Source organism: Dyadobacter sp. AC419 (genome assembly GCF_979253085.1).
Genome location: NZ_CEEDCD010000027.1, coordinates 413739 through 435950, shown reverse-complemented (window position 1 = coordinate 435950; position 22212 = coordinate 413739). Strand labels below are relative to the sequence as shown.

Sequence of the window (22212 nt, the reverse complement as noted above, 5' to 3'; positions counted from 1 at the left end):
ACTAATCAATCCATTATAATGAAGTTTTCTATTTTAGCACAAGCAGCGTCCGGCGGTTCAGAAGCCATGATTTATCAGGTTGTGATGTGGGTTGGTATTATTGGCGTATTTTATTTTTTCATGATCCGTCCGCAGCAAAAGAAGCAGAAAGAGCAGAAAGAACTTCTTGGTAATCTTAAAAAAGGTGATCAGGTCGTTACAATAGGCGGGATCCATGCGCGGGTTTACACAGTAGAAGATGCCACAGTTACATTGGAATTGGACAAAGGTGTAAAGCTTACCGTGGACAAATCAGCCGTTGCACGCACGATTGCAGCGTAAAGTCAGGTTATGAGTAACGCACCATCAGGACAAAATAAAGTTAAGACATTTCTCGTATGCATTCTGGCAGCCTCGTTCTTCTGGTTAATGAATGTGCTGAACAAGGATAGTTATTCTATTAAGCTCAATTATCCGCTCGAAATCGAGTACGATAATGCAGCTTTTGTTCCTATGCAGCCTTTGCCAAAAAGAATTTCGGTGAATGTGTCGGGTGACGGATGGACATTGCTCCAAAAATCATGGCTTAACTTTAATGCTAATCCGGTGGTTTACAAAGTTAACAATCCTGACCAAATCAAGTTTCATCAATTCAACGACACTGACGGATCAGATCACCGAATTGTTTCCCAACCTTCATGTAAACTATGTGATCGCCGATACATTCGAGCTGAATTTTGAAAGAAAAATCAGGAAGATCATTCCGATCAGGGTGGACAGTGCAGCGATCAATTTGCGCGACGGATATGTTATTTCCAGCATTATCAATGTTTCGCCGTCGCTTATTTCCGTTGATGGGCCAATTTCGGTCATTCGCACTTATCCGGACACCATCCGCGTTTCTGTGCCAACTCCCAAGATTCAAAATAATTTCGACGAAAGCCTGCCATTCCGCTTCCGGTTTCGCCTATGGTGGAAGTCAGCCATCGGGATGTTTACATTAGTTTCGAGGTTGCCCAAATTCTCAATGCGCTTCCGCCTCAGGGTGAAGCGCCGCCTCAATAAACTCTTTCGTCTGCATTACAACCTGCTCGCGTCATGACTCAGCCGCTTCAAATTGGAATAACAGGTGGAATTGGCTCGGGAAAAAGTGTGGTTTGCCAACTGTTTTCCTGTCTGGGAATTCCTATTTATAACGCCGATAACCGCGCTAAGTGGCTGACAAACAATGATCCCGACATTAGGGAGCGTGTCATCGCTTTACTGGGAGCCGATTCTTACAAAGACGACGGTTCTTATGACACAGGTTATGTAAGCTCGATTGTTTTTAAAGATGAAAATCTGTTAACAGCGTTAAATGGCATCATTCATCCGGTGGTTATGCAAGACACGGAGCGCTGGGTAAAAACGCATTCCGATAGTCCCTATGTTTTGAAAGAAGCGGCAATAATGAACAAAGCGGGCGACCGAAATTCACTTGATTATGTGGTCGTTGTTGAAGCGCCAAAGGAACTGCGGATTAAGCGAATATTGCAGCGGGATAAGCGCAGCGAAGACCAGATTAAAGCGATTATTGAGAGACAAATCTCAGATGAAGAGCGCAGTAAAGTGGCTGATTATACAGTTACTAATGATGAAAAAACGCCTTTAATCCCGCAGATTCTCCAACTTCACGAGATTTTTAAAGTGGGCAAATAAGTAGATTAGAAGTCAACATCCAATCCCAAAGCGTGCTTCAATTCCAGCAAATAAGGGTTTTTCTCCGCCATATAATTGAACTTCTCAGCCGGCGTATAAGGAAGCCGATTTACTTCCTGCGGCGCAACGCGCGGGTTGATTTCGAGCTTAGGCGCATCGATTTTGCCTTTCAGGAAACTCAGCAAATCATATCGAACATTGTTAATTGCTTCCAGCTGGTGCGTGTTATCCAGTGCAATTTCAATCGTCGTGCCCGATAATTTGAATTCTTTGTTCAGACTGATTTCTTCCGTTGTCGAATTCCCGGCCATTCTCCTTTTTTCAGCAAATTCATACCAATGCGTTTGCAGCGTTTCAAATGTCAATGCTTCCTTGCGCGCATTAGTCGAAGTAAAAGCTGATTGCTGATCGTTCAAGTCGGGCAATGCCTCCTTAACCACCGTTTCGACTGTGGAAGTGACAGGTGCAAGCGCGATGGTGTTTTTCAGACGCGAGGGTGCAGACGGGGTAGGGGCCTGACGAACAGGCGCTTCGGTGGGTTTAGCATTCGCTAAGCTGTTGTTGGAAATGCCATTGGATGACGTTTCGGAGGGTGTCGGAGGTTCGGGATTTAATGTTCTGGGTTCAGGCTCAACTTTTTTTTTGCCGTTTCATCAACGGCTGCAAGTGAATTAAGTTGAAGAACATGCGGCAGATTAGCGAGCTTCATTAAGCAGAGCTCCACATGCAAACGCTGATTTTTAGCTGATTTATAATTGATATCGCACTGGCTGGCAATGCTAAGCGCCGACAGTAAGAAGCTCATATCCGCATTAGCCGACTGCTGCTGATATTTTCTTTCAGCCGATTCGGAAACCTGCAAGAGCGTAACCGTTTGCGGATCTTTGCAAACGAGCAGATTGCGAAAATGTTCTAAAAGTCCGACCACAAACAGGTGGCCGTCAAAGCCTTTTCTCAAAATTTCATCGAACAGAACGAGCGAGCGTGCAATGCTGCCGGACGTAAGCGCATCTGTGATCTTGAAATAATAATCGTAATCCAGAATGTGCAGATTTTCCAGAACCGCCTCATAAGTAAGCCGGTTGTCTGTGGAAAACGTCACATTCAAATCAAACATGGAAAGCGCATCGCGCAAACCGCCGTCGGCCTTTTGACCGATCAATTCCAATGCTTCTTTTTCCGTTTCAATGCCTTCTTTCTGAGCAATATCAGCCAAGTGATAGGCAATGTCTTTCGGTTGAATGCGGTTAAAATCGAAGATCTGACAACGTGAAAGAATGGTCGGTAAAATCTTATGCTTTTCGGTTGTAGCCAGGATAAAAATGGCATAACCCGGCGGCTCTTCCAATGTCTTCAAAAAAGCATTGAACGCAGCCTGTGAAAGCATGTGCACCTCATCAATAATGTAGATCTTGTATTTGCCCGTTTGAGGCGGATAGCGAACCTGATCGATCAGGTTTCGAATGTCTTCAACAGAGTTATTGGAGGCAGCATCCAGCTCGTGAATGTTGAACGATGCATTGTTTTGAAAGCTTACACAAGATTCGCACGCGCCGCATGCTTCAACGTCGTCACCAAGATTTTGGCAGTTAATGGTTTTGGCCAAAATCCGCGCGCAAGTTGTTTTTCCTACACCCCTGGGCCCGCAAAAAAGGAAGGCCTGCGCAAGGTGATTGGTGCGAATTGCATTTTTTAATGTTGTAGTGATGTGTGACTGGCCGACCACCGAATCGAAAGTGACAGGGCGATACTTTCTGGCCGAAACAACGAAATTATCCATGCTGCAAGATACTTCCATGCACTGGAATTTCAAAGCTACTTTTTCTCGACGAGCGGGTAAACACGGACGTAATCGATCTCCATTTTTTGAGGGAAAATGCTGTCATCCACACCTTTCTGTCCACCCCAATTGCCTCCGACGGCAATATTTAAAATTAAATGAAAAGGTCTGTCAAAAGGCCATTGCGGCCAGTCGTAGCCTGCTTCTTTGGTAAAAGTAAAATAGTCTTTGCCATCCAGCAGGATTTTCACCGTTTCAGGTGTCCATTCGCAGGAGTAAATGTGAAAGCCCTCAGAAACGCCTTCCACAACTACATTATTTCCTTTGTTGGTCCGGATTGAATGGTTGAAGGCCTTTGTATGAATGTTCCCATGTACTTTGTTTTGATCAAAGCCCACATGCTCCATAATATCAATTTCTCCATTGTCGGGCCAGCCTCTGTTTCCATAACCATTCTCACTTGCCAGCATCCAGATCGCCGGCCATGTGCCGCGGCCTTTCGGCAGTTTCGCCTTAATTTCAAACTTGCCATAAAGGAAATCGCCTTTTCCCTTCGAGACCAGCCGCGCAGAGCTATAATCCAGCTTTCCGGACTTTTCCTTGATCGCTTCAATGATTAAATGCCCGTTCTCAACCTTGGCATTTTTGATCTGATCCGTATAGTTCTGCAACTCATTATTCCCCCAGCCATGATCACCCAGGTTATAACTCCACTTTTTCGGATCAGGCTTGCCGGAATAGTCAAATTCATCTTGCCAGGAAGGTGTGGCAGCGAACTCGTATTTCGCTGGCTTGGCAGCAAGCGTTGAGTCCAGTGGTTGTCCACAGCCGAAAAGCACATTGATTAGCATTGCGAATTGCGGTACGATCATTCGTTTAATTTTTGTCAGTATTTGCCTTCTCTTTCCTTCTATCAGATAGTATCGATAAATCAGTGGTTCGCAACATTTCATTAACCTCTGCAAGTTTTCTCTGCACGATCGGGTGATCATGAAGATTTGCCGTTCCCTGTTTTTGTTTCTCTTTCATAGTTTCCGATTAGATAATATTTATAATTTGTATCACAGCAAAATTCCTCCAAAATGCTGTTTGCTATTCCCAAGACTCTAAACATCTTTGAAATTTCTTCTAAGTCTCGGGAAAGAGCCATTCGGTAAAGTCGGTGCCGTCGAGGGTCACTACCCGAAAATACGACATAATGAGCTGGTTTTCCTTCGAGAAAATGAATTATGATTTTGAAAACGGTGGCTAGTACAATCTTGAAGTCTCCGTTTTTGGTTTCAACAATGTCGCACAGTCTTCCGTCTTCTAAAACGTCCAGTAAGGCTAAATTATAAACGTGAATATTATCGGTCAAAGTTAAAAGAACGACCTTTATTACTTCCTTTTCTGGACTTACGCTGACAAATTCATAACGAACTTCGCGTTCTTGAAGCGTAAATGGGTAAGTTGTTTCTTGCATCAAATATAAATAAGTGTGTGTAACAATGCCCAAACATACACCTTTTTACCAATTTATGAAAAGACAAGAAATTGCCTGAAACCGGACAAAACCTTCTAATTTTGCGGCATACATTCTATTGAATTAATGAAGCAAATCAAACTCACTACGGAAGTCACAATCCCGCCTTCTGATTGGAAAATCAATCACCATTCCAAAATATTTACGATAGGATCTTGCTTCGCGGATGTGCTTGGAAGTCAGTTGACTGCGTCCAAGTTTCAGGTGCTTAACAATGCTTTTGGAACGGTGTTTAATCCACTGGCGATTGCAAAGATCCTGGACGCTTCATTGGAAGGTAAGCAGCCGAATCCAGCACTTTATATGCAGAACGCGGATAAGGTCTGGCTGCATCATGATTTCCATTCTTCATTATTCAGCAATGACCAAGCGGAGCTTCACAACCATTTAACGGTTCAATTGCAAGAAGCGAAAACATTCCTGCAGGAAACGGACATTTTGGTGATTACATACGGCACCGCATTCGCATACAGACACAAACAAACTAATCAGATCGTTGGAAATTGCCATAAAGTGCCGGCAGATCAATTTCTGAAGGAATTGCTGCATCCGGATCAGATCATGATCGCCTATGACCAGTTGATTCAGAAATTACAATCATTTAAGCGCAATTTGCGGATCATTATGACGGTGAGTCCCGTGCGGCATACACGCGATACGCTGCCGCTTAATAATGTTAGCAAGTCAACATTGCGGCTTGTCTGCCACCGCCTTTCTGAAAAATACAAGCATGTTGAATATTTCCCGTCGTACGAAATTATGACTGACGAGCTTCGGGATTACCGGTTTTATGAAGAAGATCTGATCCACCCCAACAAAACAGCGGAGGAATTCATCTTTAATGCATTTACAAAAGCCTACATGCATATTGATGCATTAAATTTCATGAAAGAATGGGAAGCCATTCGGCAAATGTTGGCGCACAGGCCTTTGCACGGCGCCACAGAAAGCCAGCGGAAATTGCTCAGATCACTGCTTTCAAAGCTTTCTGCATACGCCTCTCAAATCGACGTTTCCGCCGAGATTAAGGAAGTCGAGCATAAAATGCAGGAATTTTCGGCTGCCGGATAAACTCATTGCGGGCGAATCGTGTTGCATATTCAGATTCAAATTACAAGATAATCTAAGCATTAGGGACTCAGCTGAAAAGCTTCTCAGCAAGTCACAAACCAGTATAATGGGAGAATTTACAATCAATAAAGAGAAAGTTTTACAGGCACTCAGCACTGTCGAAGAGCCGGATTTGAAAAAAGACCTGGTGACGCTGGGTATGATCCAGGACATTGAAATCGGAATAAATCAGGTTCGGTTTACTGTTGTGCTGACAACTCCGGCCTGTCCTTTGAAAGAGCTGATCCGCAGAAATTGCGAGGCGGCAATTCACGAACATTTGAGTCCTGAAGTGGAGGTTATCATTAAACTAACTGCTAATGTTACGTCTACACGTCAGGTTGGGCCACTTATTCCAGGAGTGAAAAATGTGATCGCCGTTTCATCCGGAAAGGGTGGGGTAGGAAAGTCTACCGTGACGGCCAATCTCGCAATGGCTTTGCACCGCTCGGGTGCCAAAGTAGGCATTATTGATGCGGATATTTTTGGGCCTTCTATTCCTGTAATGTTCGGTGCGGAGGATATGCAGCCGACAATCACACCGAGAGACGGTAAAAATTACATCAATCCGATCCGCCAATACGGGATCAAAATGATTTCTATCGGATTCCTTACTCCGGCAGACAGCGCCGTGGTCTGGCGTGGTCCGATGGCCAGCCAGGCTTTGAAGCAGTTTTTTGCCGACACGGACTGGGGCGATCTTGATTATCTTTTAATAGACCTTCCTCCCGGCACAAGTGACATTCACCTGACATTGGTGCAAACGGTGCCGGTAACCGGCGCTGTGATTGTAACGACGCCGCAAAAAGTCGCATTAGCAGACGCTATCAAAGGTTTGCAAATGTTCAAGCAACCACAAATCAATGTTCCGATTTTAGGTGTGATTGAAAACATGGCATGGTTCACACCGGAAGAGCTTCCTGATCATCAGTATTACATTTTTGGAAAAGGTGGCGGTCAATCGCTTGCCGATAAATTTGATGTTCCTTTATTAGGTCAAATCCCTTTGGTACAAGGTATTAGGGAAGCCGGCGATGAAGGACGTCCCGCTGTAATGGACGTAAATCCGGTCGTTAATGATGCTTTCAGGGACGCGGCAGAGTCGTTGGCGCAGCAAGTGGCGATCAGAAATGCTTCCAAAGCGAAAACGCAGCCCGTAGAAATTCAGCTGTAAGCTGGAATTGACAAGCATTTGATTTTTTGAATATAATCTTGCATCTTAGCAAATAGATTTTTTAACAATGGATTCAAAAGAAAAAACAATAGAACTCATCGAGCAGGCACTCGATACTGTACGACCTTACTTGCATGCAGATGGTGGTGATGTGAGATTTGTGGAGTTGACTGATGATCTGGTCGTGAAATTGGAATTGCAGGGCTCTTGCCAAAGCTGCCCGATGAGTGCAATGACGTTCCGCGCAGGTCTTGAAGAATCCATCCGTAAAGCGGTCCCGCACGTTAGCAAAGTAGTTTCAGTAAATGTTCCGGAACTGGCCTGATAGGGACAGTCATTATAACAACATTAAGTAAAAGCAGCTTTTCCGAAAGGAGAGCTGCTTTTTTGTTAAAATATCAATCGCATTTTGTGCGGAAATTGATTCGTCTCAATTAGTACGTTATATTGCGGACGAGAATAAATTGATTTATCAGGAAAGTAATATATGCGTATCGGAATATTTTTCGGAGGACCGTCCCGCGAGCGGGAGATTTCATTTGCCGGTGGAAAAACTGCTTTTGAATACCTTGATAAATCACTCTTTGAGCCGATTCCAGTGTTTGTGGACAGTTTTGGGCGTTTTATTTTGCTTGAAAAAGAGCTGATGTATTCCGCTGAAATCCGGGAATTTTATCCGGCGAAAGACGCAGGACAAGACCATTATAAGGTTTATATAGAATCATTTCCCGAGCTGGCCAATGAACCCGTTCCTGCCGAAATCGGCCAACAGATTTCACCAGACCAGTTCAAACAACATTTCGACTTCGTGTTCCTCGCCATGCACGGCCCTGACTGTGAAGACGGTGCGATCCAAGGCTTGTTAGAATGGTATAAAATTCCATACAGCGGTCCCGGTCTGATGGGCTCGGCGGTTGGAATTGATAAAATATTGCAAAATGAAATGATCGCCTTGGTCAACGGACAGCAGAAAAAAAGCTGGACGCTTCGCTTCGATCAATGGATTCCGAATGAATATGTCATTCTTTTTCAGGTCCTGAAAAAACACCTTGGCCTGCCGCTTGTGATCAAAGCGCCGCATCAGGGTTCCTCGATTGGCGTTGCCATTGTGAAAGACGATTCGTTGGAAGAGTTTATTTCGGCTGTTAATCAATGCTTTTTTCAGGTTGAGCTGGATGCTGCGACCTGGAATGCATTAGGCGGCGCGGAAAGACAATCATGGGCGCAAAAAATCGCCAATCTGGACGAAGGGATAGGTTTTCCAGTTGTTCTGGCCAATAAAACAATCTATCATCCCGCAAAACTGATTGAAGCGCTAGACGCGTATTTTGCGGACGGAAATGAACGCGCATTCCTGAGCAGCTCGAATAGTGAGGATCAGGTTTTGATTGAAGAATTTATAAACGGGCAGGAATTCTCTTGTGGCTGCATTCAATTTGATGATGGAAAACCGTTGGCATTGCCGCCAAGTGAAGTGATCAAAATGGTCCAGGTTTTTGACTTTAATGCAAAATATAAGCCCGGAGCAAGCCGCAAACGCATTCCCGTTGATACAAGTCTTGAAAAAAATCAGGAAATACAAAGTGTTATAGCAACAGTTTTTGAACAATTAGGCATTAACGTCTGTGTTCGGATCGACGGCTTTTTGACACCTGATGGCACCATTGTTCTGCACGATCCCAACACCATTCCGGGCATGTCGCCGACGTCATTTATCTTTAAACAAATGGCGGAAATAGGGTTGAATGTTACGCAAGCATTGACCTATTTAGTGAGACAATCCATCCGCGAACGCATTCGTTCAGGAAAAAATACCTGGCAAATGCGGAGCCTTTTGGAAGATTTAGATCAAAAAATAATTGCCAGTAAAGCTAAAAACCGACCCGCGGAGCTCATTGTATTTGAGTCAAATGATGCGGATTATGCGGCAGCAAGATTGCAATATGGTCGCCTGAGTGCAGCAGGCGAGCTTACGCCCGTTCCTGTTTTACATGCGTCCGACGGAAAATATTATAAGTTGACAAATCCGATGATGTTCAAAGAATACGTTTCGGATGTGGAGGCGCTGCTCTCGGCAGAACGCCATCCATTATTGACAGAAACTTCGCAAAGGGCTGCTTCAACGACCGAATTTTATGCCGGAAAAGTGAATTTTGAGATCCAGGTTTACAATGCGCTCGAAGCGGTAGAAGCTTAGCGATAAATGCTGTTCCTTTTCAAAATGTGTTAGATTTACACTGATTTTCATTCCTATCGAAAAATATCAAATTTAATGGCACACGGCGCTGAAAAAGTAAGATTAAGCCTGCAAAAGGAAAACACAGGATGGAAGAAGTGGGGCCCTTACTTGTCTGAACGCCAGTGGGGAACAGTGAGAGAGGATTACAGCGGAAACGGTGACGCCTGGAATTATATTACCCACGAAATGGCGCTTTCCAAGGCCTATCGCTGGGGTGAAGACGGAATTGGCGGATTTTCAGATAATAAGCAACATATCTGCCTCTCTTTCGGCTTCTGGAATCACAATGATAAAATTCTGAAAGAAAGGATTTTCGGGCTGACAAACCGGGAGTCTAATCACGGAGAGGATGTGAAGGAAATGTACTATTATCTGGATAGCACGCCGACGCATTCGTATACAAAAATGTTGTATAAATATCCGCAGAACCCATTTCCTTACGAGAAATTGCGACAGGAAAATGGCAGGCGCGGCAAAGAAGACCCGGAATATGAAATCATGGACACCGGCGTTTTCGAAGCAGACGAATATTTCGATATTTTTATCGAGCACGCCAAAGCGGACGAAGAGGACATTATGATGAAAGTGACCGTTTTCAACCGCGGTCCCAAAGATGCTCCGATCACCGTTTTGCCCACCATTATGTTCCGGAATACGTGGTCGTGGGGATATGAGGCTTTCAATTACAAGCCGATCATGAACGGCATTTCCAATCGTTTGATCGAGGTTACGCACCGCAAACACGGAAAATATAACCTGTATCTGGACGGCGCTGACGAGCTGCTTTTTTGTGAAAACGAGACTAACTTCAAAAAGCTTTACGGAACAGCCAACAACACGGCTTATCCAAAAGACGGCATCAACGATTATATCGTAAGCAATAAAAAGAGCAACACGGTTAATCCAAACAGCATTGGAACCAAAGCTTCGGCGCGTTTTACCAAAACGATCAAGGCGGGTGAAAGTGCAACATTCAGGCTAAGATTTGTAAATCACTCTATTTCAGAACCTTTTGGTGGTTTCGAAGATCTTTTTGCGAAGCGGATTCGTGAAGCAGATGAGTTTTATGACGATTTGCAACGCGACGTTTCCGATGCAGATCTGCGCTCCATTCAGCGTCAGGCATACGCTGGGATGCTTTGGAGCAAGCAATTCTATTATTATAATGTTTACGAGTGGTTAAAAGGCGATCCTGCCCAGCCAGGCCCGAATCAGGGTCGAAAGTGGGGGCGGAATTCAGGTTGGAAACATTTATATGCGGCCAACATTATCTCCATGCCCGATAAATGGGAATATCCCTGGTTTGCAGCGTGGGATCTGGCTTTTCACTGCGTTCCGTTGGCTCGTGTGGATGCTGACTTTGCCAAAAGACAATTGGAAATCCTGCTTAGGGAATATTATATGCATCCTAACGGACAAATTCCTGCATACGAATGGAATTTTTCGGACGTTAACCCGCCTGTTCACGGCTGGGCGACCTGGAAAGTGTATGAGATTGACCGTGAACAGAATAACGGCGTAGGAGACATTGAATTTTTGGAAAAAATATTCCATAAACTGCTGCTCAACTTCACCTGGTGGGTTAATCAGAAAGACGACACGGGCAATAATATTTTCAGTGGCGGTTTCCTTGGATTGGATAATATCGGTGTTTTTGACCGGTCGACGCCGATGCCGTTTGGAGGGAAATTGCAGCAAGCGGATGCGACTGGCTGGATGGCCATGTATACATTGAATATGCTCCGCATTTCGGTAGAAATTGCATTGGTGCACCCGGTTTATCAGGATATGGCTTCCAAGTTTTTTGAGCACTTCCTGCACATTGCGGGAGCGATGGAGTCGATTGGCGGGAAAAATTCATCAATTAGTCTCTGGGACGAAGAAGATCAGTTTTATTACGACGTTATCCACATTCCGAACGGACAGAGTATCCTACTGAAAGTGAGGTCGATAGTAGGCCTTATTCCGCTTTTTGCAGTCGAAATCCTTGATCCGCAGAATTTGGATAAAATGCCTGTTTTCAAAAGGCGTGTAGAATGGGTTTTGGCAAATAGACCTGATTTGGCAAGATTGATATCGCGCTGGTTTGAGTCTGGAAAAGGCGAAAACCGCTTGCTTTCGATCCTTCGCGGCCACCGGATGAAAATGATCATGAAAAGAATGCTTGATGAAAGCGAATTCCTTTCCGATTATGGCGTCCGCGCATTATCGAAATATCACGAAGAAAATCCCTATAAATTTTACATTAACGGGGAAGTGCTCCAGGTGGATTACACACCAGCTGAGGCACTTACGGATATTATGGGTGGAAATTCCAACTGGCGCGGCCCAATTTGGTTCCCATTAAATTATCTGATTTTTGACTCATTAATGAAGTTTCACGCTTATTATGGCGAAGATTTCATGGTGGAATATCCAACGAATTCAGGCAATTTGGCGACGATTAAGGAAGCCGCTGTTGCCATTGCTTGCCGCCTGATTGACATTTTCAAGCGTGACACCGAAGGGAACCGGGCAGTTTACGGGCATGATGAAAAAATGCAAAAAGATCCGCATTTCAATGAACACGTGCTCTTTTACGAATATTTTCACGGCGATAATGGTCGCGGCTGCGGTGCAAGCCACCAAACGGGCTGGACTGGATTAGTAGCCGAATTGATTCACAAAACAGCCAAGGAAACGGTGAAACAAGCCGAAGATGAAGAGCTGGAAGTCAGTAAATAACTCAACTTATCTTAACGTATAATTTCTAATTAATTCCATTCCATCAAATTATGACTGCAAAATTGGAACCCAGTGTAATGACCAAAGTGAGCACCTGGCTCAACGGTGATTATGATATCGATACCAAACAATCCATTCAACAATTAATCGATGAAGGAAACGATACTGAACTGACAGACGCTTTCTATAAAGATCTGGAATTCGGAACGGGTGGGCTTAGGGGCCTTATCGGCATTGGTTCCAACCGCATGAACCGCTACACCGTGGGCACTGCGACGCAGGGTTTGGCAAATTATCTGAATCAGGCATTTCCTGGTGAAGAAATTAAAGTGGCGATTGCTTATGACAGCCGCATTAAATCGGACGAATTTGCAAAGATCATTGCAGACATTTTTTCAGCGAATGGGATTACAGTTTATCTTTTTGAAGCGCTTCGTCCTACGCCTGAGCTTTCATTTGCAATTCGTTTGCTCGGCTGCAAAAGTGGCGTTGTCGTAACTGCATCGCACAATCCAAAAGAATATAACGGTTATAAGGCATATTGGGACGATGGTTCGCAGGTTGTTGCACCGCATGATGTGAACATTATCACTGAGGTGAATGCGATCACTTCCATCGACGAGGTGAAATTTGACGGCGACGCTTCCAAAATTTTCAAAATCGGAGCGGATGTTGATGAAAAATACATGGATCATATTTTGTCGCTTTCCATTTCAAAAGGCGCTTTGGAAAGACAGAAAGATCTGAAAATCGTTTACACGCCATTGCATGGAACAGGTGTAACATTGGTTCCGGCACTTTTAGCCAAAATGGGTTTCGAGGCAGTTACTGTCATTGAAGAACAAGCTGAACCAAAAGGAAATGGTCAGTTCCCAACGGTTGTTTATCCAAATCCAGAGGAAGGCGAAGCAATGTCTAAGGCTGTTGAAAGAGCCAAGCAAATCGACGCAGACCTTGTTTTAGGAACGGATCCGGATGCTGACCGCGTAGGGATTGCAGTTAAAAACCACCACGGTGAAATTCAGCTTTTGAATGGTAACCAGACTGCTAGTGTGCTGATTTTTTATCTGCTGAATGCATGGAAAGATGCCGGTAAGCTGACAGGAACGCAGTTTGTTTGTAAAACCATTGTAACCACCGATCTGATTGATAAAATGGCGGCGGCTTACGATGTAAAATGTTACAACACGCTGACCGGTTTCAAATACATTGCACAGGTTATCCGCGAAAAAGAAGGCGTTGAGCAGTTTATCGGTGGCGGTGAAGAAAGTTATGGTTACCTGATCGGTGACGCCGTTCGTGACAAAGATGCAATTGCTTCCTGTGCAATGATCGCAGAATTAACGGCTTATGCAAAAGATAAAGGCCTGAGTCTGTTTGATATGTTAATGGAAATCTACAAGCAGTTTGGTTTCTATTACGAAGGATTGATTTCTTTGACTAAAAAAGGAAAATCAGGAGCAGATGAAATTCAGCAAATGATGGCCGATTTCCGTGCAAACCCACCGAAAACGCTTGCAGGTTCACCTGTAATCAGAATGGATGATTACAAGGCTCTGATTACCAAGGATTTCACTAATGATTCTTCGCAATCGATTCCTTCAGGAGAAATGGGCATTGAGCCGTCCAATGTGCTTCAATTCTTCACCGAAGACGGAACCAAGTTCACTTGCCGCCCATCCGGAACGGAGCCTAAGATTAAATTCTACGTTGGCGTTCGTGCCGCATTAGAGAAAAACGAAGATTTCGACAGCGTTTACGCAAGTCTGAAAGATAAGGTTACAGCAATCGGAGTGGAGCTTGGGTTGAAGTAATTTTTTTGCCAGTATAAATGTAAATAGCCACCTCTTCCGGGGTGGCTATTTACATTAAAGGCCGCGTCAACTGTTAGTTTTTCGTGCGAACAAGGACTGTTTTCTGACCACGAAAGTCGCGGATGATCTTCACGCCGAGAAAGTGGTCAAATGGTAATGAATTTAATTCCGTAAAAGTGGCTGCTCCATCATTCAGGTATAAAGTGGCTTCTTTGTATTCATTCCCAATCAAGAGATAGCCATCTTTGGACTTTCCAATGCCATCTTTCTGCAATATGGATGCAGCATTTGGTCCTGCAAGCAAATCTTGACTATATCCGTTTGAAGAAGAAGCGCCCATGCTCCTGATTTTTTCCATCACACTAAACTCGAAATAATCGCTTCGATTTGCCTTCGCAATGTTGAGTGCTTTCTCATAATCTTTTTCAAGCTCTTTTTCGAGTGCTTCCGGAATTCCGCCGGTGCCCATTCCGACACCTTTAATCATGTATCCTGATTCTCCTTTCATAGGAACAAACTTGTCGTCACCTGCTGTGGCAGTTGAGCTTCCTGCTTGGGTATTAATCTGAACAGTGATTTTCGCAATGAAATTTTGTAAAGGGTCATATTCAAGGCTTCTGATATTCATTTCAGCTCCATATTCTTTTATTTCTTTACGTATTGCAACAATGTCATCCAATGTTGCCAAGGGTGAAATAGCCCAATACAATGCTCCTTCTTTCTTTAAAACCCATTTAGTTGCAGAGCTATTAGCCGAATTTTCTGTTGGGGTTGCAACAGGTTCATCCAAATGCTTTGTCGTTGCAGCTTGGACAATCTCTCCATCAATCGCTTTCAATTGAGGCTCTTCATTTAACTTCAATGTTTTAGGAAAAGATTTCGGAACGGGAGATACAAGCTTCGCAATCCGGATTGTGTATGGTGCCACAAATGCGGAGGATAGATAGAGCATTGCCAGCAAAGCGCCGTATTTAGCGAAGGCAAGATAATGAGAAGGCTTTTTGTTCATCATGATGATCCGGTTTTTAAGTAAGGATTGCGCAAATGAAGTCGTTAATGGAAGTTCATCGGTTTGCAGGACGGCTTTTAACAAGCTATACTGATATTGCTTTTTCTCAAAACCACCTTTGATCACAGCACGATCTGCCAGATATTCGAGATTTGCCTGTACTAATTTCTGGTGAAACCACGCGAAAGGATTAAACCAAAGCACGATGCGCTGCAATTCTGACGCCATCAGATCGACGCTATGCCATTGCATGACGTGCTCCGTTTCATGTGCAATGATGTGCTGCAATTCTTGAGGCGTATGCTTTTCCGGGTTAATGACGATCCATCGAAAAAACGAATACGGCGAAGTCGTCTGTTTATTAGTAGCCAAAAATAGGCTTCCCGTCTTCTGAATTTCCGACTTCAACAAAGTGCGAGCCAGTTTACTCATTTGAAAAAGAAAACGTGCGGACAAAACAAATACACCGGTTGCGTAAATAACCAGCAGCCAATCCAAAATATTAAATGCTTGGAATTGCCGGCTGTTGATAATGGTCGGAGCGGGATTATAAGGCGCGATCTGACGCTTTACCACTGGCGCTGCGTTTGCTATTTTCGGGATCGTTTGATGAAATTCCGTTTGAATCCGCGTCGGTCCCCAGTTTGCCAAGGGAATCAGTGGCATCGTCCAGGCAGCCAGCACATTAAACCAAAGCAGTGCCCGGTTCAGTTTGGAATAACTTTCAAACTGAACCATCCAACGATAACCCAGTGTGAGGATGCTTAGCAGCAGACTGACTTTTAAAAGGTAAGGAAACAGCATAGTGATCAGATGTTTAGTCGCCCAGATGACTATTACAATGTTAAAACTATTTTCTTAGTTATCAAACTATTTTTCTAGTAGCAATGCTTTTTTTATTGAAACTGTCCACTGCAACATGCTATCGCTTTATCTTTGAAATAAAAAGCGCTGCGTTTAATGCATTTGATCATCAATTCAATTTTTCCAAAGACAATTGGCCGGTTATGGCTGATCGCGGTTCTTTTAGTTTGCTCGAACCAAATATTTGCGCAGCAGGGCGGCGGGGTGACGCTGATTGGAAAAGTGACGGACGAGAAAACTGGAAAGCCACTGCCTTTTGCAAATGTTTTTATCAATAATTCATCGATAGGGACTAATGCGGATGAGAATGGCAATTATAGATTAAGCAATTTGTCTATCGGCAACCTGGAAATGGCGGTTTCGTTTTTGGGTTATGAAACGGTGAAACAAACTTTGCGCTTTGAGCAGCCGGGAAACAAAACCGTTCTTTTCAAATTGCGGGAAGGCATGGAGCTGGAAGGCGTCACTGTTTATGCGAAAAAAAATAAGAAGCGTGAGAAATATTTGAAGATCATAACCCGAGAACTGCTAGGAAATAGCCGTTTCACCAAACAATGTAAGATCCTTAATCCACAGGTTTTGCGGATTTCCGAGGATGATGACAAGCATTTGACGGCACAAACAACCAAGCCGCTGATCATTGAAAACCAGGCTTTGGGCTATCGCATTCATCAGGATCTGGACGATTTTGATTATTTCAATGGCAAGGTTTATTATGGAGGCAGTACGCGTTTTGAGTTGCTGGTGCCCAAAGACAGCTTACAGAAAAAGCAGTGGCGCGCCAATCAAAAAATAGCTTACCAGGGTTCTGTGAAGCATTTATTAGCCAGTATGGTCGCGGACAGCTTGCAGGAGCAGGGGTTCAAAGTTTATCAGGCCATTCCGGATTCTATGCGGCGATTTAATACGGTTCGTGCGCAAAATGGTTACAATACAATTGCAAATCATTTACATAATCGTATTGAGGCTGTTCGGGGAATGCGGCTTGTGCGTTCTGGGGAGCTTGTTACAGAGCGCCTGGTCGTGTCCGGGACGCAGCTTGAAATATTTTTTATGAAGAAAAAAGGGCGTTCGCCGTATTCGGACATGCCTTATGCTTACACGCAAATCACTTTGCCACAAGGTTATATGGTCATTACGCCTTCGGGGTGGGTTTCAATTCCGATGGGATTTGAAATTGCCGGTGACCTGGCCAACGACCGTTTTTCATCGCTATTGCCAGCGGATTGGAAGCGAGAAGATTGACTTACAATGCCTTCTCAGTGAATGTCTTATTTTCCAGCAAAACAAAAGGCATATGCACATCCCACGTTGGTTTCAGATTTTCCAGGTTCAAAAAGCCTTTGGAATAGTTGCCTAAAACAATGTCTTCATCGCCATCGCCGTCGTAATCTTTCACATCCATGCAAATCCAGCGGCCATTTTTATAAATGGGGACAGCATGGGGTTTAAATTTCAGCGGGCTTCCTGCATTGGTTTTCTCATTTTCAAAATAAACAAATGTCTCTTCCGGCCTTTTTTCAAAGTCAGCGAAGAAAGAAATCGTCGCGATGTCGATATCGCCGTCCTTGTCAAAGTCCTTTGCGATGGCTTTGGTGCAGCCGTGGATGGGGTAAAAGTATTTTTGTTTAAACTCGAAGTTGCCCTTTCCTTCGAAAATATATAGGCCGTGATATGGTTTCAAAACGCGCGAATAGTCACTGTTATCGCCTGCCGTATAAACAATATCGGGCTCTCCGTCGCCCGTTACATCTGCATATTGGAAACTGCTCGATCCAAACACGGAGGGAAACCGAAGAATGCTCTTAGCGGCAAAACCACCCTTCTGATCGTTTAAGCAAAGCCAAATTCCCTCGTCACTGTGAGCAAACAACGCCATAATGTCGGGCCAGCCGTCCTTATTAAAGTCACGTATAATCATGTCCGTTACCCCTGGAACTTCACGCACTGCGATCTTTTCAAAAATATGATTATTCAGTTGTTTCAGAATATACAGCCCACCCCGGTTATGCCCGAATGCACACACGAGATAATCCTGCAAGCCGTCTTTATTAAAATCAATCGGCAGCGTTTTAATCGGACGCGTCAGGTCATCGGAAATCAACTTTTGCTTGCCAGTGATTGCTCCGGTTTCAGTGAAAATCTGTCCTTTGGTTACATCCAGTGCGCGCATCCCACCCATGCACGTGATGATGGTTTCCTTGTTTTTGGATGACGGAAAGCAAATGTCAATGGCCGAAGTTGGCAATTTTGTAACTAGTTTTTTGTCCGCCAAATTGTCGAACCTGTATATGCCCGGATTTTCGAGATCGCTGGTATAAATGCTGTTTTGCGCCGAGTCGATGGCGACCAGCAGCGTGCTGCTGACTGTCTGGCTGTTAGCTTCCGGTTTTTTAAGAGAAAATATGCTCCAATCCTTGATAGGAGCCGTTTTTTCAGAATCAACAAGCATTTCCGGAGCGAGTGTCTCATAATAAGTAACAAGCCGTGTCCAGTCCGCCGATGACAAAACAGACTGTTTTTGGTGCAAATAAATGTTCCCTTCAAGCACTTCAATTCCCAACTGCTCAGCCATGGCTGGTAAGACCCCATTTGTCCAGGTGGCTTTATCTAAAAGTGTAGGATCTGGCAGCAGGTGACAACCGCTGCAATGTTTCTCCGCCAATGCTTTTCCCGCAAGAACGGCTTCTGTTCTGCCTGTCTGCTTGCAAGAAGAAGCGTAAATCGTGATAAGAATGCAGATTAATAGAAAAGGGAAGTTGCGCTTCAAAATATTGGAACCGGTTAAGTGTAATGTTGGTGACAAATTGGAGTATACTAAGATTGTATAATAAAAACTTTAAGCAAAACCAGATGACAGGCACGAAATAAGCACCCGAAATCTGGATATCTATGACATTATTTTATCTTTTTATAATACTATTATTTCATTGTAAGAAAATATTAACCTGAATCGAACAATTAATTGTGTAAATAATCATAGATTTGATTGCTTAATAATTATTAACCTAACCGAGAATTATGAAAAGAATCTACAAGAACTCCGCCCGGAGTATCTTTTTCTCCTTCATGCTAAGTTTCGCAGCAATTGTTGCATTTGCACAAGAACGTAAGTTAACAGGAAAGATCACAGACCTCGCCGGCACAGGCATTCCAGGGGCAACTGTTGTCTTGAAGGGAACTCAAACGGGAACAAACACAAACAGCGATGGAGATTTTTCCATCAATGTTGGAAATGCCTCCACTTTGGTGATCAGCTTCGTTGGTTACAAAACCAAAGAGGTTCAGGTGGGAAACCAGTCAACCATTAACATTCAGATGGACGACGACATTTCGGCACTTGAAGAAGTAATCGTAACTGGTTACACCATTGACAGTCGCCGTGAAACAACGGGTGCGGTTTCAACAGTAAAGTCGAAAGATTTGACTGCAACGCCATCTGGTAACGTTGAACAGCAATTACAAGGACGTGTAGCGGGTGTTACGGTAATCACTAACGGTCAGCCTGGAACATCCAGCCAAATTCGTGTTAGGGGTTTCGGTGCATTCGGCGGTAACGAGCCATTGTATGTTGTGGACGGGGTGCCAACAGGATCAACAGATTTTCTTAACCCTGATGACATCGAAACAACAACTGTTTTGAAAGATGCTGCTGCTGCTTCTATATATGGAGCGCGTGCTGCGAATGGTGTAATCGTTTACACTACGAAGAAAGGAACGAAGAAAGCGAAAAAATTGAGCGTTACTTATGATGGACTTTTCGGGGTAACAACGCCAGGAAAAGGCCAGACAATGCTTAATCCACAAGAACAAGCGGACTGGACTTGGCAAGCAATCCGTAATGATGCATTCCAGGGTGACTCACTTCCAAAGTTTACAAACATTGCGAGTGGACAGTATGGCTCAGGTGACAAGCCGGTTTTGCCAGATTACATTAACGTAGGCGGTAAGACGGGTGTAATTGGTCAGGTTGACCTTGCAGCTGAGAAATTGAAATACAATGTGGATCCTAACCGCGGTTCTATTTATCAGGTTGTAAAAGCTAACAAGCAAGGAACTGACTGGTATGACGCGATTACACGCAATGCGCCTTTGCAGAGACACTCACTGGGCTTCTCAGGAGGCGGTGATAACAACCGTTTTTATGCAGGTTTCAGCGTTCAGGATCAAAAAGGGATCATGATCAACAACGGTTTCAAACGTTACGCTTTCCGTGTTAATACTGAATTCGATGTTTTGAAAAACCTTAGAATCGGTCAAAATGCACAGTTTACTTACCTGCAAGTGTTAGGTCAGGACGGTGGATCAGGCGGACAAGGTGTTGCGGCGAACGAAAACGACATTTTGTTTGCATTCCGTATGCCATCAATCATTCCGGTTTATGACGAATTCGGCGGATATGCAGGAACATCTTCAAAAGGTTTCAACAACCCTCAAAACCCTGTTGCACGCAGAGACGGACTTTCAAACAATGCAGGTTTTGCTGGAAATGGATTCGGTAACTTCTACATTGAATTGGACGTTATTCCTGGTTTGACATTGCGTTCGAGCATCGGTGCGCAATATAGCAACAGCGCATTCAGAGGTTTCAGCAGATTGCAATATGAAAACTCTGAAAACAACTCAGCATTTGGTTATAGCGAAGGCTCAGGACACCGTTTCAGCTGGACATTGACGAACACTGCTAACTTCAAGAAGCAATTCGGACTGCACAGTCTGGACGTGATCATTGGTCAGGAAGCATTGAACACGGGAGTTGGTAAAAATCAGAATTCATCTGGTTTGAATCCATTCTCGACGGATATCAACTACATTAACATGAATAACGTTGGTTCCAAGCAAGTTTTCAGTGATTACTACAAAGGAGTTAACTTCTACTCACTGTTTGCGCGTGCCAACTACACATTCAATGACCGCTACATTCTGACAGGGGTTGTTCGTCGCGATGGTTCTTCCCGTTTTGGAGAAAATAACCGTTATGGTGTGTTCCCGGCATTCTCGGCAGCATGGAGAATTTCTTCGGAAAACTTCATGAAGAGCGTTCCTTTTATTACAGAGCTTAAACTTAGAGGTGGTTACGGTTTGATGGGTAACTCTAACAACGTAGACCCTAACAACCAATACAGCTTATATGGTGCAAGTCTTGGGCAGTCATCTTATGACTTGAACGGAACAAATTCAAGTGCATTGGAAGGTTATTACAGAACGCGTATTGGTAACAAGAGCGCGAAATGGGAAACCAGTATTACGAAAAACATCGGTATCGACGGAACATTCTTTAAAGGCAAGCTGGACGTCATCATTGACCTTTGGCAAAAAGACACCAAGGACCTTTTGTTCCAGGTGCCGATTACTGCAACTGCTGGTTATGATGCTGCTGCTCCGTCTGTTAACGTTGGTAAAATGTCAAACAAAGGAATTGACTTGCAGGTTATTAACCGTGGCCGTATCACAAATGACCTTGGTTATGAAGTGAACTTCACTGCTGGTATTCTTAAAAACAACATCGAGTCACTTGCACCAGGTATCAATTACCTGACTGTTAACCCTGATTTCCGCGGAATTAAGCCAATCAGAAACCAGATCGGTTATGCAATCTCATCTTTCTACGGATACAAAGTAATGGGTCTGTTCAAAGACAAAGCGGAAGTTGATGCTGCACCAGCGCAGGATGGAAAAGGCCCAGGCCGCTTCCGTTATGAAGATATCAACAACGACGGCGTGATCAATGCTGACGACAGAACTTACCTTGGAAGCCCTGTTCCGAAGTTCACAGGCGGTATCAACCTGAAATTCACTTACAAAGGATTTGATGTTGAAACTTACATGTACACTTCGATCGGAAACAAAATCTTCAACCTTTCTAAATGGTTCACAGATTTCTATCCATCATTTACAGGAGCTGCTGTTAGTGACCGTGTGAAAAACTCTTGGTTGCCAACAAACACGAACACGGATACACCGATCTTCGAAAGCACTTCCAATTTCAGCACCAACACGCAATCAAACTCATTCTATGTTGAGGACGGATCATTCTTCCGTATGCAAAACATCACATTGGGTTACACGTTGCCAGGAAACATTCTTAGCAAAATCAGAATGTCCAAACTGCGTGTGTTCGCTTCTACCAACAACTTGTTCACAGTTACTAAATACAAAGGACTTGATCCAGGTGTAGGTGGTAATGCAGATACAAACTTTGGTATCGATGTAGGTAACTATCCGATCACAAGAAGCTACACATTAGGTATCAATTTAGGTTTCTAAAATCGAAAAATTCAAAGCACTTATTTCACAAC

The 22212-nt window shown here is 44.0% G+C and carries 16 protein-coding genes and 1 pseudogene; 12 read left to right on the top strand and 5 right to left on the bottom strand.

The window, feature by feature from the left end; translation table 11 throughout:
• The first annotated feature begins 18 nt into the window (after window positions 1–18).
• Genes yajC through coaE form a run of 4 tightly spaced genes read left to right on the top strand, consistent with a single transcriptional unit; the run spans window position 19 to window position 1677 of the window.
• Window positions 19–321, top strand: a complete 303-nt coding sequence (gene yajC, locus AC0IYG_RS26860) for a preprotein translocase subunit YajC (RefSeq protein ID WP_471714178.1) — start codon at window positions 19–21, stop codon at window positions 319–321.
• Between the two features lie 9 nt (window positions 322–330).
• The gene (locus AC0IYG_RS26855; RefSeq protein ID WP_471714177.1) at window positions 331–720 is read left to right on the top strand and encodes a hypothetical protein; all 390 of its coding nucleotides are present in this window, start codon (window positions 331–333) and stop codon (window positions 718–720) included.
• On the top strand, window positions 662–1081 hold the full coding sequence (locus AC0IYG_RS26850; protein WP_471714176.1) for a hypothetical protein: 420 nt from the start codon (window positions 662–664) through the stop codon (window positions 1079–1081). The genes AC0IYG_RS26855 and AC0IYG_RS26850 overlap by 59 nt, the downstream gene beginning before the upstream one ends.
• The gene (gene coaE, locus AC0IYG_RS26845) at window positions 1078–1677 is read left to right on the top strand and encodes a dephospho-CoA kinase (protein ID WP_471714175.1); all 600 of its coding nucleotides are present in this window, start codon (window positions 1078–1080) and stop codon (window positions 1675–1677) included. The genes AC0IYG_RS26850 and coaE overlap by 4 nt, the downstream gene beginning before the upstream one ends.
• Before the next feature lie 5 nt (window positions 1678–1682).
• Here the strand turns inward: coaE and AC0IYG_RS26840 are convergent.
• From AC0IYG_RS26840 to AC0IYG_RS26830, 3 genes and pseudogenes are all read right to left on the bottom strand, one after another.
• Window positions 1683–3457: pseudogene (locus tag AC0IYG_RS26840) on the bottom strand (DNA polymerase III subunit gamma/tau).
• 35 nt (window positions 3458–3492) lie between these two features.
• On the bottom strand, window positions 3493–4329 hold the full coding sequence (locus AC0IYG_RS26835) for a glycoside hydrolase family 16 protein (protein ID WP_471714174.1): 837 nt from the start codon (window positions 4327–4329) through the stop codon (window positions 3493–3495).
• Between the two features lie 116 nt (window positions 4330–4445).
• Entirely contained in the window at window positions 4446–4919 is a 474-nt protein-coding gene (locus tag AC0IYG_RS26830; RefSeq protein WP_471714173.1) for a DUF6934 family protein, read from the bottom strand.
• Window positions 4920–5045: 126 nt separating this feature from the next.
• On the opposite strand from AC0IYG_RS26830, the gene AC0IYG_RS26825 reads away from it, so the two are divergent.
• The 6 genes from AC0IYG_RS26825 to AC0IYG_RS26800 all read left to right on the top strand — a co-directional run bounded on the left by AC0IYG_RS26825 (window position 5046) and on the right by AC0IYG_RS26800 (window position 14040).
• Window positions 5046–6050, top strand: a complete 1005-nt coding sequence (locus AC0IYG_RS26825) for a GSCFA domain-containing protein (RefSeq protein ID WP_471714172.1) — start codon at window positions 5046–5048, stop codon at window positions 6048–6050.
• Between the two features lie 106 nt (window positions 6051–6156).
• Window positions 6157–7263, top strand: coding sequence for an Mrp/NBP35 family ATP-binding protein (locus AC0IYG_RS26820; protein WP_471714171.1), 1107 nt, complete (start codon window positions 6157–6159; stop codon window positions 7261–7263).
• A gap of 67 nt (window positions 7264–7330) precedes the next feature.
• A complete protein-coding gene (locus AC0IYG_RS26815; protein ID WP_471714170.1) occupies window positions 7331–7588 on the top strand; it encodes a NifU family protein in 258 nt (85 codons plus the stop codon).
• Between the two features lie 162 nt (window positions 7589–7750).
• Entirely contained in the window at window positions 7751–9460 is a 1710-nt protein-coding gene (locus AC0IYG_RS26810) for a D-alanine--D-alanine ligase family protein (protein WP_471714169.1), read from the top strand.
• A 75-nt stretch (window positions 9461–9535) separates the two neighbouring features.
• A complete protein-coding gene (locus tag AC0IYG_RS26805; RefSeq protein ID WP_471714168.1) occupies window positions 9536–12226 on the top strand; it encodes an MGH1-like glycoside hydrolase domain-containing protein in 2691 nt (896 codons plus the stop codon).
• Window positions 12227–12276: 50 nt separating this feature from the next.
• The gene (locus tag AC0IYG_RS26800) at window positions 12277–14040 is read left to right on the top strand and encodes a phospho-sugar mutase (RefSeq protein WP_471714167.1); all 1764 of its coding nucleotides are present in this window, start codon (window positions 12277–12279) and stop codon (window positions 14038–14040) included.
• 73 nt (window positions 14041–14113) lie between these two features.
• Here AC0IYG_RS26800 and AC0IYG_RS26795 read toward each other — a convergent pair whose 3' ends face one another.
• Complete coding sequence (locus AC0IYG_RS26795) at window positions 14114–15853, bottom strand: M56 family metallopeptidase (protein WP_471714166.1); 1740 nt, start codon at window positions 15851–15853, stop codon at window positions 14114–14116.
• Between the two features lie 156 nt (window positions 15854–16009).
• Between AC0IYG_RS26795 and AC0IYG_RS26790 the strand changes: the two genes are divergently transcribed.
• On the top strand, window positions 16010–17158 hold the full coding sequence (locus AC0IYG_RS26790; RefSeq protein ID WP_471714165.1) for a carboxypeptidase-like regulatory domain-containing protein: 1149 nt from the start codon (window positions 16010–16012) through the stop codon (window positions 17156–17158).
• Window position 17159: 1 nt separating this feature from the next.
• Here the strand turns inward: AC0IYG_RS26790 and AC0IYG_RS26785 are convergent, their stop codons facing one another.
• Window positions 17160–18719 carry an FG-GAP repeat domain-containing protein gene (locus tag AC0IYG_RS26785; RefSeq protein WP_471714164.1) on the bottom strand — a complete coding sequence of 520 codons (1560 nt, stop codon included), beginning with the start codon at window positions 18717–18719 and terminating at the stop codon, window positions 17160–17162.
• A 215-nt stretch (window positions 18720–18934) separates the two neighbouring features.
• Here AC0IYG_RS26785 and AC0IYG_RS26780 point away from each other — a divergent pair, with 215 nt between their 5' ends.
• A complete protein-coding gene (locus AC0IYG_RS26780; protein WP_471714163.1) occupies window positions 18935–22180 on the top strand; it encodes a SusC/RagA family TonB-linked outer membrane protein in 3246 nt (1081 codons plus the stop codon).
• Window positions 22181–22212: the final 32 nt, after the last annotated feature.

Bases quoted from the DNA above. Each gene is read 5' to 3' on its own strand.
- yajC (WP_471714178.1), top strand. From the start codon at position 19: ATGAAGTTTTCTATTTTAGCACAAGCAGCGTCCGGCGGTTCAGAAGCC.
- AC0IYG_RS26855 (WP_471714177.1), top strand. From the start codon at position 331: ATGAGTAACGCACCATCAGGACAAAATAAAGTTAAGACATTTCTCGTA.
- coaE (WP_471714175.1), top strand. From the start codon at position 1,078: ATGACTCAGCCGCTTCAAATTGGAATAACAGGTGGAATTGGCTCGGGA.
- AC0IYG_RS26835 (WP_471714174.1), bottom strand. From the start codon at position 4,329: ATGATCGTACCGCAATTCGCAATGCTAATCAATGTGCTTTTCGGCTGT.
- AC0IYG_RS26830 (WP_471714173.1), bottom strand. From the start codon at position 4,919: ATGCAAGAAACAACTTACCCATTTACGCTTCAAGAACGCGAAGTTCGT.
- AC0IYG_RS26825 (WP_471714172.1), top strand. From the start codon at position 5,046: ATGAAGCAAATCAAACTCACTACGGAAGTCACAATCCCGCCTTCTGAT.
- AC0IYG_RS26820 (WP_471714171.1), top strand. From the start codon at position 6,157: ATGGGAGAATTTACAATCAATAAAGAGAAAGTTTTACAGGCACTCAGC.
- AC0IYG_RS26815 (WP_471714170.1), top strand. From the start codon at position 7,331: ATGGATTCAAAAGAAAAAACAATAGAACTCATCGAGCAGGCACTCGAT.
- AC0IYG_RS26810 (WP_471714169.1), top strand. From the start codon at position 7,751: ATGCGTATCGGAATATTTTTCGGAGGACCGTCCCGCGAGCGGGAGATT.
- AC0IYG_RS26805 (WP_471714168.1), top strand. From the start codon at position 9,536: ATGGCACACGGCGCTGAAAAAGTAAGATTAAGCCTGCAAAAGGAAAAC.
- AC0IYG_RS26800 (WP_471714167.1), top strand. From the start codon at position 12,277: ATGACTGCAAAATTGGAACCCAGTGTAATGACCAAAGTGAGCACCTGG.
- AC0IYG_RS26795 (WP_471714166.1), bottom strand. From the start codon at position 15,853: ATGCTGTTTCCTTACCTTTTAAAAGTCAGTCTGCTGCTAAGCATCCTC.
- AC0IYG_RS26790 (WP_471714165.1), top strand. From the start codon at position 16,010: ATGCATTTGATCATCAATTCAATTTTTCCAAAGACAATTGGCCGGTTA.
- AC0IYG_RS26780 (WP_471714163.1), top strand. From the start codon at position 18,935: ATGAAAAGAATCTACAAGAACTCCGCCCGGAGTATCTTTTTCTCCTTC.